Here is a 12,097-nt window from a genome sequence, read left to right as displayed (position 1 = left end):
ACTCCACTCAGACCGGTTTTACGCCGCTGGCAAGCAGGGCGTTTTCAAATTTATCCAGGAACACTTCCAGCTCACTGTCGCTGATCAGCAGGGAAGGCAGCAGGCGCAGTACGCAACCATCGCGTCCACCACGTTCCAGGATCAGACCGTTTTCAAAGCATTTTTTCTGCAGCAGCGCTGACAGCGCGCCGTCAGCCGGGTAGCAACCCATGTGATCCTGCGCTTCATTTGGCTTAACGATCTCAATACCGATCATCATGCCCAGACCGCGAATGTGGCCAATGACCGGGTAACGCTGCTGCATTTCAGCCAGCTTACCTTTCAGCCATTCACCCTGAGCTGCCACTTTACCGGCAATGTTGTGCTCTTTCAGATGCTTCAGCGTGGTCAGGCCGGTGGCCATTGCCAGCTGGTTGCCACGGAAAGTACCGGTGTGGTGGCCAGGAGACCAGGCATCGAACTCTTTCTTAATGCCCAGCACGGCCAGCGGCAGACCGCCGCCAACGGCTTTCGACATCACAATGATGTCTGGCTCAATGCCAGCATGTTCAAAGGCAAACAGCTTACCGGTACGGGCAAAGCCAGCCTGAACTTCATCAAGGATCAGCAGGATGCCGTGCTCGCGGGTCACCTTACGGATACGCTGCAGCCACTCGGCAGGAGCCGGGTTCACGCCGCCTTCACCCTGAACGGCTTCCAGAATCACCGCCGCAGGTTTACGCACGCCGCTTTCAACGTCGTTGATCAGGTTGTCGAAGTAATAGGTCAGTGCTTTAACGCCTGCTTCACCACCGATACCCAGCGGGCAGCGGTATTCGTGAGGGTAAGGCATAAACTGCACTTCCGGCATCATGCCGTTGACCGCTTCTTTCGGTGACAGGTTACCGGTTACCGCCAGCGCACCGTGGGTCATACCGTGGTAGCCGCCGGAGAAGCTGATCACGCCGGAACGACCGGTGACTTTTTTCGCCAGTTTCAGCGCGGCTTCAACAGCATCGGCGCCGGAAGGACCGGTGAACTGCAGGCAGTACTCTTTACCCTGGCCTGGCAGTAAAGAAAGCAGATATTCTGAGAAGCTGTCTTTCAACGGCGTCGTCAGATCGAGTGTATGTAACGGCAAGCCGCTGGTAATGACATTTTGGATGCTTTGCAGGATATCAGGATGGTTGTGGCCCAGAGCCAGCGTTCCTGCACCGGCCAGGCAGTCAAGATATTGATTATTCTCAACATCGGTAATCCACACGCCTTCTGCTTTTGCGATTGCAAACGGCAGCTTACGTGGATAACTCCTAACATTTGACTCAAATTCAGCCTGGCGCGCCAAATAGGTTTCATTGTTTCCTTTTAATGAATCTGCACCGAAAGTATCAATACGGACTTTATCCGTCATCATATCTCTCCTACAACCGTGAGTTTCAGAACGTCACAGTTGAATAAATGAATGAAAAGTTAACTGCTGTGAAAAAACGCGGCCAATATAGGCCATTTTAAGTCGCTACTCAATGATTAATTTTAATTAGTTGCGTTTATGATTTTATCATAGGAATCAATACGTTGTTGATTTGCTGAACAATCGCCTTTCAGGGGATTTGTTCCAGTCGCTTTATGCATAAATTTTCGATTTATGAATATTTAAGGCAATAACAGAGGAGGGGGTATTGTTTGCAAAAACCACAATAAGAGCAAAAAGTGAACAATATCAAGGCGAATTGCTCAGTTAATCAGCAAATAAAGCGCGGGAATTACGTAGATTTACAGATGATGATGTTGCTGGATTTGCATAATCCACAGCACTTTTGCTGTCTCAGAACCGTGATTAAATACGCTATGGGTTAAATGACTTTTAAACTGGAAACTATCGCCCGCCAGTAACGTGACGCTGTCACCTGATACGGTAAGCGACAGTTCACCTTCCATCAGCAGGCCCGCTTTTTCCCCGTTCCCCATCAGCATTTCCCTGGGGCCGGAGCCGGGTGGAATGGCGATCAGCATAAACTGTAAGTCATGTTCACCGCTTGGCGACAGCAGCTCTTTGGCAACGCCGCTCTCACCAACGTGAAAATGAGGACGGTCCTGTCGCCGCCGCACAAAATGCTCCGGCCCGCCAGCGGGCGGTTCGTCGGCATCCAGCAGGGCGGTCAACGGCACGCCGAGGGCAATACGCAGCTGTTCCAGCATCCGCACCGTGGGATTGGTCTGGTTGCGTTCTATCTGGCTGATGGCTCCGGCTGAAACACCGGCCTTTGCGGCAAGCTCATTAATTGTCAGGCCGCGCAGTTTGCGCATTTGCCGCACTCGCAGGCCGATGTTGGCCTCAAGGGATAACGCTGCTGACTGATTTTGTTTACTCATTATTGCCTGCCCCATGGCGCATCGGATTTGCGATTTATATTCACTATAATGAATTAAGTCTGACCTTTGTCAATCCCACACCTTTCATCGACCCGCAATTCCCAATAGGAATATAGATCCATATAATCAGATGCTTGTATTAGTAAAGCTCTCTGTTTGGCGCTAATCAAGGGACAATAAGTAATCCATATGTCCAAAGCCCCACCGCGCGTTGACATCTTTTTTAGTGAAGCGGATATTCAATATGTTGAATATTTGCTGGCTATTTGAGCGCTAACACTATCGCCGGGGAGAAAGAATGGACTGGAGCAGCGTGCATAATTATCTGCCTTTCTTGCTGAAGGGTGCCGAAATGACCATTACGATTACCGTACTGGCGCTGATCATCAGCACACCGCTGGGCCTGCTGTGGGCTGCCGGGAAGATGAGCGGGCTGCGTATTATTGTCTGGCCGGTATCGATTATTATTAACATCACCCGCGGTTTGCCAATGATCGTGGTGCTGTTTTATATCTACTTCGTGTTTCCCGATATTGGCATCACGCTGACCGCGTTTCAGGCCAGCGTGATCGGTATTGCCTTCTGTTTTTCCTCCTATATTGCCGAAATCTTCCGCGCAGGGATCGAATCCGTCGATCGCGGCCAGCTGGAGGCCGCGCGTTCCATGGGCATGGGATTCGGCAAAGCCATGGTGCGCGTGGTGCTGCCGCAGGCGTTTCACGTCGCGCTGCCGCCGTACAGCAATACACTGGTAATGATGCTGAAAGATTCCGCCCTGGCTTCCACCATCGCCGTCACCGAGATGACCCGCCAGGGGCAGCTGATGGCCTCATCCACCTTTGATAACACCACCATTTATACGCTGGTCGCCATTCTGTATCTGGCGATGTGTCTGCCGCTGATGGCACTGACCAAACGCCTGGAAACGCGCCGCCTGAAAGGAGCCTGAGATGATCGAAATTAACGATGTGCATAAACGCTTTGGCCCGGTTGAGGTGCTGAAAGGCGTCAGTTTCAACGTCAAACAGGGGGAAGTCGTCTGCCTTATCGGGCCGTCCGGCTCCGGTAAATCGACCATCCTGCGCTGCATCAACGGGCTGGAAAGCTATCAGGGGGGCGAGATCCGCGTGCTCGGTCAACGTGTGGATAATCAACAGCGTTCGATTAACGATCTGCGTCGCCAGGTGGGGATGGTGTTTCAGCGCTTCAACCTTTTTCCCCATCGTTCTGTGCTGGAAAACGTGATGGAAGGGCCAATTCACGTCAACGGTGAAGCGCGTTCCGTCGCCGAGAAACGGGCGAAATCGCTGCTGGATCTGGTCGGTCTGGGCGAAAAAATAAACGCCTGGCCACAGCAGCTCTCCGGCGGTCAGCAGCAGCGCGTAGCCATTGCCCGTACGCTGGCGCTGCAGCCGAAGGCCATTTTGTTTGATGAGCCCACCTCAGCGCTGGACCCGGAACTGGTGGGCGAAGTGCTGCAGGTGATGCGCAACCTCGCGCAGGAGGGGATGACGATGATCGTCGTCACTCACGAAATGCAGTTTGCCAGCGAAGTGGCCGACCGCGTGTGCTTCCTGCACAGCGGCAACATCGTTGAGCAGGGAACCACCGATCGGGTGCTGGGAAATCCGCAGGAGCCGCGCACCCGGGATTTCCTGCGCCGCGTACTGCGCGAACCGGCCATTCATCACTGTGAGCACTGCCGAAAAATTGCCTGACCTTCACTCTCAATGGGACGATAAAAATGAAAATGATCTCCAACCTCAAGCGTTCACGCCTGTCTTCTCTGCTGCTGGCCGGTGCACTGTGCTGCGGAACATTTGCCAGCGTTGCACAGGCCGAAACGCTGAAGCTGCTCGCCGGTTCCACGCCTGCAAGCCGTCCGACCTGCTTTATGGATCTTGAAACCGGTAAGTACCAGGGCTTTATGCCGGAAGTGGCGGAAGAAGTGGCGAAGCGGGCCGGATTTGAAGTGAGTTTTAACGCTATTCCGTTCTCTGCGCTGTTGCAGTCCCTGCTGTCCGATAAAATCGATATGATCGTGGCGGGCATGTCGCCGACCGACCAGCGTAAAACCAAAGTCGACTTTTCCGAAGGGATCACCGGCATCGGCGAGGGGATTTACGCCCGCGATGATAATAAAAAGGTCTACCGCACGCCTGCCGATTTCAAAGGGGAAACCATTGGCATCATGGCCGGTACCGATTACGGCCGCCGTATTTCTGAAATGAACATCGCGAAAGAGGTGAAATTCTATGAAAATGCGGCGGATCTGGCACGCGATGTGTCGCTTGGCCGGGTCAGCATCGGTATGAACGATTATCCCATCCTGAAAGGCCAGGCCAGCATTGGCAATCTGAAGGGCATGCACGTGGTGGAAACTTATCAGGCTACAAAAGTCTCGCCGGTGGCGTTTGCCGTGCGCAAGGGTAATGGCCCGCTGCTGGAAAAAATCAACGCGGCCCTCACCAGCATGAAACAGGACGGAACGCTGGAAAAAATCCTGAATAAATGGGGCATTCAGTATATCCCAGCCTGATTGGCTGATTGGCTGATTGGCTGATTGGCCAGGCTAATGTGTCGGCGCGGGCTTACAGGATTGTTGTCGCCACCTACAGACGGCAGGCGGCAGGCGGCAGGCGGCAGGCGGCAGGCGGCAGGCGGCAGGCGGCAGGCGGCAGGGAATCTATCTGCCGCCTCTGGTGGAAGGCAACCGGCAGCGTTAATATGTCCGAAAAAAACGACAGGGTTTTTTATGTCCCGCCCCGAACTGCAAGACAGTCTCAAATTTGCCGAGCATTACACCCATCCTGATTTTCCTTTATATAAGGCAACCTCGCTAAGCGCCGATGCCGACTACAGCGAAGCAATCGCCTTCTTCGTTAATGGCGTTGAGGATGATCCACAGTGCCAGAACAATCTGGCGATATTTTTCGCCCTCGGCATTCACTATCAGCAGGATCTGGAAAAAGCACGTACGCTGCTTATCTCGGCTATCGAGCTCAAACTGCCGCAGGCATATTTCAACCTGGGCCTGTTGGAGCACTACCGCCTGATACCGCGCACAGCATCGACGCTACATCGCTTTACCAGCGCGCTGTCACTGGGCATAAAAGAAGCCAGCTATTATCTTGGCCAGCATGAAGAACGGAACATCAGCCATGCGGATTTCGATGGCAATGCCATGGATCGCTCCGAGGCGTTTGGCGATGCACGAGTCAGATCGTTGAGATACTACGCCGTTGCTGCGGACGTCGGGCACGTTCTGGCGCTGACCCGCATGGGGGATATTTATCATAGCGAAATGGAGGTGAGAGACGATGCGCTGGCGATGAAGTATTACTCGCAGGCGGCGCAGAAGGATCATCTTCCCGCCATGTTTTCGGCGGCAACGTTATTGACCCGTGGCTACAGTCCGCGGCTCAGCGTGACTGAAACAGATAAGTCCGCGTTTTACGTCCACGAAGAATGCGACCCGGAGCGCATCACGGCATTGCAGGCGATAATTATTGAACAAACCCGCGATCCAGAGGCTGCAATCACGCTGCTGAACCGAGCCTGGAATATACACCGGTCCGTAGAAGCGCTGGAAATGATGGGGGATATCCGTAAAGAAGAAAAAGACTATCGCGCGGCGGGGGCGTTCTACATGACGGGGATGCACAAAGGCAGTATTCCCTGCCTGGCGAAGTGCGGCGAAATGTTTTTAATCTGTGATGAAATACGCAGTAAAACGATAGCGAGGGACCTGTTTAAACAGTTCAAAACGCGGCTGGCCGAGTCACGTATTCTCAATCCTAAGATGCTGGAGCTGACCGAAATGATTAACAGCTATAAGGAAGCGCTGAAGCCAATCCCGAGGAAGAAAAAAACGGTCGACGGAGATAGTGATAAGACCGCCGAATGAAGCAATCAAAGGCTCAATCTGGCTATTGATGAGAATAATGCGGCTACTGTTCGTGCCGGACAACTTATCACAAGGTTCCGGCACATTGAGCTTGGGGATTTTACTCCCCCGGCACAAGTTCTCAGGGCAGCTTTCTGATCAAGCGCGCCGGGTTCCCGGCATAAATCCCTTTTACCGTCACCGGACGGATCACCACGCTGCCAGCGCCAATCACCGCACCGCTGCAGATCGAAGTGGTCAGCACGGTAGCACCGCTACCAATAGTGACGTTGTCACCGAGAGTAATGGTAATCCAGCTGCTGGCATCCGGGTCCGGCGCGCCGCTGCAGAAAAGATCGTTGGCGAAGGTAACGTTATGGCCTATAAAGCAGTTTTCACCCACGGTGACGTTTTCGCAGAGAAAGCTGTGTGACTGGATGCGGCTGCCGCGACCAATCACGCAGCCTTTCTGGATCTCAACAAACGGTCCGACTAAAACATCGTCGTCCAGCCGACACTGGTAAATATTTGACGGGGTGATGATTTTGACGTTTTCCCCGGTTTTGACATCACGAATGCTGCACTCAATGGTTTTCATCTGCATTTCATCCTTAAACTGCGTTGATACGATAGCGGTTAAGAGGTCGATACTAACACCATCTGAAGCCGGCCGTCAGGCGCGACCTTTACCCTGCTGGCGCAGCAGATAAATAAACCAGGGGGCACCGATAAAAGTGGTCAGCAGCCCTGCGGGGATCTGGTTAGGGAACATCACGATGCGGCCGCACCAGTCGGCGATCAACATCAGCAGCGCACCGATAATCGCCGCCATCGCCAGCTGCGGCATCGCCCGGCGGAATCCCATAATGCGCGCCATATGCGGCGACATCAGGCCGATAAAACTCAGTGGCCCGACCGTCAGCGTGGCACCCGCGGTCAGTATCGACGCCAGTAGCAAAATTGTCATGCGGGACCCTGCCAGCGGTACGCCTAACGACCTGACCGTATCGTTGCCCAGCGGCAGCATCGCAAGCCAGCGTCGGCAGAGCGGCATCACCACCAGCAGCACCAGAGCGAGCAGCATACTGGAGGCCGCCTGCACAGGCTCCACGCCGTAGGTAGAGCCGGAAATCCAGTTAAGCAGATTGCCCAACCGCGGATCGCCGCTGGCCAGAAGCAGGGAAACGATCGCCGAAAACAGCGTGCCCAATCCCACCCCCGCTAACAGCAGGCGCTGGGAGGAGAAATGCTGCCGCCCGGCGACGAGAAGAATGGTGGCCAGTGTCAGGGCCGCACCGCCGCTCCCGGCGTATAGCAGAGTGGCAAAACCGGCGGCGGGCAGGAAAAACATCACCGCAATAACCGAAGAGGCCGCACCAGCACTGATGCCCAGCACTTCCGGGCTGCCCATCACGTTGGCGGTTAGTTTTTGAATCAACGTGCCGGCGACGGCCTGCATAATACCGGCACTTAAGGCAGCAAGCGTGCGTGGCCATCGCCACGGCAGAACGTGCCACAGATTATCACCCGCCCAGCTCAGCCCGTGACTGTTGCGGCCGACCATCAGCACAATGGCTAACGCCAGCAGCAGCAGCCCGGCCGCACCGGCTATCCACAGCCAGGGGCGCGCACGTTCAGCGCCAGGTGCTGAAACCGAAGTGGCAGGCGGGGCGGAATGCCGCAGGCGCGGCAGCAGCCACAGCAGGATCGGCGCACCGATCAGCGCGGTTGCGGCCCCGGTCGGGACCTCCTGCCAGAGCTGCGCCAGCAGCACCATCGACTGATCGGACAGCCACAGCAGCAGCGCCCCGACCAGCGGAGCCAGCAGCAGGCGGGGGATCAGGCGACGCGCACCCAAAAGCCTCGCCAGAAGCGGGGCAAACAGCCCGATAAACCCAATAACGCCAACGGCGTTAACCAGCAGGGCGCTGAGCGTAATAGCCAACCCAAGCGCCATCAGCCGTGCCAGGTTAAGCCCCAGGCCAAGGTTGCGCGAAACGTCGTCATCCACACCCAGCAGCGTCAGTGGCCGCACCAGCAGCAGCGCGATTATCAGCGCGATAGAAAGGCGGGGAGCCAGTGAAATGACCTGCTGCCAGTCAGTCTGATTCAGCGCACCGCTGCTCCATAAAAACAGGCTTTGCAGATCCTGGTAGTGGAACAGCGCCAGCAGGCTGTTTATCGCGCTGCAGTACAGACTGAGAACCAGTCCGGCAAGAATTAATGTCACCGGCGAAAGCCGTTTTCCCCAGGCGGTGCCGAAAACCGCCGCGCCGATAATCAGCGCGCCGAGCAGGGCGGCAACCGGCTGCATCGCCGCGCCGCCGGGTAGCATGCCCAGACTGAAAAGCGTGATTCCCAGCTGCGCACCGCTGGCCACCCCGAGCGTAGCCGGTTCCGCCAGCGGATTGCGCAGCACCTGCTGGAACAGCACACCCGCCAGCGCCAGCCCTGCACCAACCAAAAGCGAAACCGCCACCCGCGGTAGCGTTGTGTAATAAAAAATGATCTGACGGATATCATCGTGGTCAGGATGAAAGAGGGCATCAGACCATAATTGCCGGGGCAGAACCTGCTGCGCGTTATACAGACTGAGCAGCAGCGCAACAAAGCCCACCAGTGCCAGCAGCGCGAGGGATTTGTACTGAATTCTTACCATTGTTTTTCCTGTTGCTGCAGCATCCGGCAGAAACGCAGTGCGGAAAGGGTGGCACCGAAAATCCACAGGGCGGGCACGGTTCTCAGCATATTTTCCCTGACGAAGGGAATAGCCTGCCACAGCGGTGTGGCGGCTACGCGAGCCCTTGCCTGTTCATCGCGATGGTCCAGACAGATGGCGCGCAGCGGCGCAAGGCTCGCCAGGCGCTCAAGGCCAACCATCGCCGTACCCCAGCCGTTATCATCGCCCTGCCAGGCGTTTTCAATGCCCAGACGGGTCATGACATTACCAAACAGGCTGTTTTTACCGAGGATCATTACGTGGCGATCGTCAACCAGGGTGAACACCAGCAGCGGCTGGCGGCGAAATCCTGCAAGCTGCCCGCGCGCTTCTTCTAACTGGCGATCGAACCAGGCTAAATGATCATGCCCTGCCTGCGTTTTATCCAGCCGATCGGACAGCTTAAGCAGACCATCACTGACGGTGCGCAGCGGCTCTCCCCGTTCACTGGTAAAGCTAAATTCCATTGAAGGGGCGATGGCGTTCAGCTGCGATGAGCGTGGCCCGTAGCCTTCGGAAAACAGCAGCAGGTCCGGCTTCAGTTCGGCGATGTATTCCAGGTTGGGTTCGGAGCGTCGGCCAATATCCAGCACCGACGCTGGAATAGTCGGTTCACCTACCCAGATGCTGTAATCGTGGGTATCGGCGGCACCTAACGGCGTAACGCCAAGGGCAAACAGCATCTCCAGCGGCAGCCACTCCAGCGCAATAATACGCTGCGGTACGGTGGCGCTTGCTGGTGCCAGCGGCAAGAGCGGTAAAAGGGCCAGCGCCGTCAGCAAACGACGGCGCGGCAAATCAACCCAATGCGGAGACTTCCCGGCGAACCGCCGGGAAGAATAAACATCAGAAGGCATAGGAAACGCTGACCGAGTAGTTACGCGGCGCACCGTACACGGCGTAGTCGCTCAGCCAGGAATAGTAGCTGCGGTCGAACAGGTTATTGACGTTGGCCTGCACGGCTACCTGCTTGTTAACCTGGTAGCGGGCAAACAGGTTCGCCAGCGGGTAGCTGCTCTGATAAACGCGGGTCGTTTCGCCGTCCGGCCCTGTCGCATCCTGGAAGGTACGGCTCTGCCAGTTGACGCCGCCGCCGACGGTCAGCTCACGCAGCATCGGCAGCTGGTAGCGGGTGAACAGTTTGAACGAGGTCTGCGGCATATTGCTGTTGAAGCGGCCTTCCGTATCTTTCGCGACATAGCGCGTGGCGCCGAAGGTCATTTGCAGATTGTCGGTTACTGCACCGTTGATCTCAAACTCGGCACCCTTGCTGACTGCACCTTTGGTCGAATAGTACGCCTGTTCGCTTGATCCGTTAACGAAGTTGTCGCCGTCGGCCTGCGCGGCGTTTTCCTGCTCGATGCGGAACACGGCGAAGGTGGCGGTCAGACGGCCGTTGTACCAGTCCGATTTCAGGCCGGTTTCATAGTTTTTACCGGTGACCGGCGACAGATATTTACCGTCGCGATCGCGGTAGGTTTGCGGCTGGAAGATCGAGGTATAGCTGGCGTAAGCCGACCAGGTATCGTTAATGTCGTAGACCAGGCCACCGTACGGCGTAATGTTGTTTTTACGCACGTCGCCGCTGCTGCCCATGGTGCTCCATTCGGTATAGCGCGCACCCAGAATCAGCGCTAACGGGTCGGCCAGCGAGAGGCGCGCGGCGGTATAGACGGATTTCTGCCGAACAATGTCATCGGCGTTCTGATACCAGTCACCCCATTCTGGCTCCTGCGCGCTGCCGTCCCAGCTGTTAAAATCGCCCATCTGGTCATAATCCAGCGAGCCATCGGCGCTGTAGGTGGCATTATGCTGGCGGCTGTAGCTGACGCCTGCAACCAGTTCATGCTGGCGACCGGCCAGTTCAAACGGACCACTGGCGTAGGTATCCACTGACTCCAGCTTGCGCTTGCCGCGATCCTGGCTACCGAAGCCGGACACGCCCTGACCGGTGGTCACATCAGGGAATTCCATCACGTACAGCAGTTTATCGTTAAAGGTTTCTTCCGCGTGGGTGGCATTAACGCGGAACGACCAGCCGTTATCAAAGTTATGGCTGACGTTGGCAAAAATTTTACGCGAATCGGTGCTGTAGCGCGTCCAGTCTGCCGCCGGGTTGGTACTACGGTTAAAGTGGGTGCGTGAACCGTCGCTGTACCAGGTCGGCAGACCGCCCCAGGTTGGATTGCCGGTATTACTCTGCTGATAATCGTAGCCGAGCGACAGGGTAGTGTTGTCGGTGACGTCGGCATCAATCACGCCATACAGGAACTTTTTGGTTTTGTGGTAGCGATCCAGCCAGCTGTCCTGATCCTGATAACCGGCTACGATTCTGCCACGCACCGTGCCGGCTTCGTTAAGCGGGGAGGAGACATCGGCCACATAGCGCTGCTTGTCCCAGCTGCCATAGCTGGCAGTGAGATTACCGGTAACCTCTTTGCTGTCCGCATGCTTACGTACCATATTCACCGAGGCACCCGGGCTGCCAGCGCCGGTCATCAGCCCGGTCGCACCGCGCACGATTTCAATGCGGTCATAGATTGCGGTGTCTTCAGCGGCATCGCCGTAGTTCCAGGTATCGCTGACCGAGGTAGGAATATCGTCATAGGTGTAGCTGCTGATCTGGAAACCTCGGGCGAAATAGGCTGACCGTTCGCTGTCGATCAGTTCGGTGGCGATACCGGTGGCGTTATCCAGCACGTCGCCCACCGATTGCAGATCCTGATCCTGAAAGCGCTGTTTCGTCACCACGCTAAGCGACTGCGGTACGTCACGCGGTGCCAGCAGCATTTTCGTGCCGGCATGGGTGGTTTTCACCTGATAGTCCTGTTCTTCGCTGGCATCGCCATCGTCTGCCGTCGCCGTTACCACCAGGTCCTGCTGCGCTTTATCCTTTTGCGACGGGGCCGTTGAATCTGCTGCGTGCGCCGGGTGGGTCAGCGTATGAATCGCCAGCGCCAGCAGTGAAACGGTAAAAGTATGTTTAACAACCGATGCGCGCTTAGCGACACCGTTTTCCCTGCCAACAAAAGACATAAAAGCATTCCTCATGCGGAATAGTGGTTTAAATGATTATGATAATCATTTTTCTTTGCAGGCTCATTGTAAAGATTTCATTGTCTTGTGTAAAAAAATATAAA

Annotated in this window: 10 protein-coding genes; 4 read left to right on the top strand and 6 right to left on the bottom strand. The window is 55.8% G+C overall.

What is annotated here, in order from left to right; translation table 11 throughout:
* Nucleotides 1-7: 7 nt before the first annotated feature.
* Together OMR58_RS18090 and OMR58_RS18085 are read right to left on the bottom strand one after the other, a co-directional pair.
* Nucleotides 8-1,390 (bottom strand): diaminobutyrate--2-oxoglutarate transaminase, encoded by a 1,383-nt coding sequence (locus OMR58_RS18090; protein ID WP_200546499.1) that lies wholly within the window; start codon nt 1,388-1,390, stop codon nt 8-10.
* Between the two features lie 362 nt (nt 1,391-1,752).
* Entirely contained in the window at nt 1,753-2,352 is a 600-nt protein-coding gene (locus OMR58_RS18085; RefSeq protein ID WP_264546582.1) for a helix-turn-helix domain-containing protein, read from the bottom strand.
* A gap of 298 nt (nt 2,353-2,650) precedes the next feature.
* Here OMR58_RS18085 and OMR58_RS18080 point away from each other — a divergent pair, with 298 nt between their 5' ends.
* From OMR58_RS18080 to OMR58_RS18065, 4 genes are all read left to right on the top strand, one after another.
* Nucleotides 2,651-3,301 (top strand): amino acid ABC transporter permease, encoded by a 651-nt coding sequence (locus OMR58_RS18080; protein WP_105593830.1) that lies wholly within the window; start codon nt 2,651-2,653, stop codon nt 3,299-3,301.
* Nucleotide 3,302: 1 nt separating this feature from the next.
* Nucleotides 3,303-4,070, top strand: a complete 768-nt coding sequence (locus tag OMR58_RS18075) for an amino acid ABC transporter ATP-binding protein (protein WP_264546581.1) — start codon at nt 3,303-3,305, stop codon at nt 4,068-4,070.
* A gap of 26 nt (nt 4,071-4,096) precedes the next feature.
* On the top strand, nt 4,097-4,891 hold the full coding sequence (locus OMR58_RS18070; RefSeq protein ID WP_264546580.1) for an ABC transporter substrate-binding protein: 795 nt from the start codon (nt 4,097-4,099) through the stop codon (nt 4,889-4,891).
* Nucleotides 4,892-5,107: 216 nt separating this feature from the next.
* Complete coding sequence (locus OMR58_RS18065; RefSeq protein ID WP_264546579.1) at nt 5,108-6,259, top strand: tetratricopeptide repeat protein; 1,152 nt, start codon at nt 5,108-5,110, stop codon at nt 6,257-6,259.
* 121 nt (nt 6,260-6,380) lie between these two features.
* On the opposite strand, the gene OMR58_RS18060 is transcribed toward OMR58_RS18065, so the two are convergent.
* The 4 genes from OMR58_RS18060 to fhuE all read right to left on the bottom strand — a co-directional run bounded on the left by OMR58_RS18060 (nt 6,381) and on the right by fhuE (nt 11,993).
* A complete protein-coding gene (locus OMR58_RS18060) occupies nt 6,381-6,836 on the bottom strand; it encodes an acyltransferase (RefSeq protein WP_264546578.1) in 456 nt (151 codons plus the stop codon).
* Nucleotides 6,837-6,911: 75 nt separating this feature from the next.
* Nucleotides 6,912-8,897, bottom strand: a complete 1,986-nt coding sequence (fhuB, locus tag OMR58_RS18055; RefSeq protein ID WP_264546577.1) for a Fe(3+)-hydroxamate ABC transporter permease FhuB — start codon at nt 8,895-8,897, stop codon at nt 6,912-6,914.
* Nucleotides 8,891-9,814 (bottom strand): Fe(3+)-hydroxamate ABC transporter substrate-binding protein FhuD, encoded by a 924-nt coding sequence (fhuD, locus tag OMR58_RS18050; protein WP_264546576.1) that lies wholly within the window; start codon nt 9,812-9,814, stop codon nt 8,891-8,893. Before fhuD ends, fhuB begins: the two co-directional genes overlap by 7 nt.
* Nucleotides 9,804-11,993, bottom strand: a complete 2,190-nt coding sequence (gene fhuE, locus OMR58_RS18045; protein WP_264546575.1) for a ferric-rhodotorulic acid/ferric-coprogen receptor FhuE — start codon at nt 11,991-11,993, stop codon at nt 9,804-9,806. The genes fhuD and fhuE overlap by 11 nt, the downstream gene beginning before the upstream one ends.
* Between the last annotated feature and the right edge of the window lie 104 nt (nt 11,994-12,097).

Origin of the sequence: Erwinia sp. INIA01 (assembly GCF_025947915.1) — a bacterium.
GTDB lineage: Bacteria > Pseudomonadota > Gammaproteobacteria > Enterobacterales > Enterobacteriaceae > Erwinia > Erwinia coffeiphila.
This window is presented reverse-complemented; position numbering and strand designations above follow the sequence as displayed.

Bases quoted from the DNA above. Each gene is read 5' to 3' on its own strand.
- OMR58_RS18090 (WP_200546499.1), bottom strand. From the start codon at position 1,390: ATGACGGATAAAGTCCGTATTGATACTTTCGGTGCAGATTCATTAAAA.
- fhuE (WP_264546575.1), bottom strand. From the start codon at position 11,993: ATGTCTTTTGTTGGCAGGGAAAACGGTGTCGCTAAGCGCGCATCGGTT.
- OMR58_RS18060 (WP_264546578.1), bottom strand. From the start codon at position 6,836: ATGAAAACCATTGAGTGCAGCATTCGTGATGTCAAAACCGGGGAAAAC.
- OMR58_RS18080 (WP_105593830.1), top strand. From the start codon at position 2,651: ATGGACTGGAGCAGCGTGCATAATTATCTGCCTTTCTTGCTGAAGGGT.
- fhuB (WP_264546577.1), bottom strand. From the start codon at position 8,897: ATGGTAAGAATTCAGTACAAATCCCTCGCGCTGCTGGCACTGGTGGGC.
- OMR58_RS18070 (WP_264546580.1), top strand. From the start codon at position 4,097: ATGAAAATGATCTCCAACCTCAAGCGTTCACGCCTGTCTTCTCTGCTG.
- OMR58_RS18085 (WP_264546582.1), bottom strand. From the start codon at position 2,352: ATGAGTAAACAAAATCAGTCAGCAGCGTTATCCCTTGAGGCCAACATC.
- fhuD (WP_264546576.1), bottom strand. From the start codon at position 9,814: ATGCCTTCTGATGTTTATTCTTCCCGGCGGTTCGCCGGGAAGTCTCCG.
- OMR58_RS18065 (WP_264546579.1), top strand. From the start codon at position 5,108: ATGTCCCGCCCCGAACTGCAAGACAGTCTCAAATTTGCCGAGCATTAC.
- OMR58_RS18075 (WP_264546581.1), top strand. From the start codon at position 3,303: ATGATCGAAATTAACGATGTGCATAAACGCTTTGGCCCGGTTGAGGTG.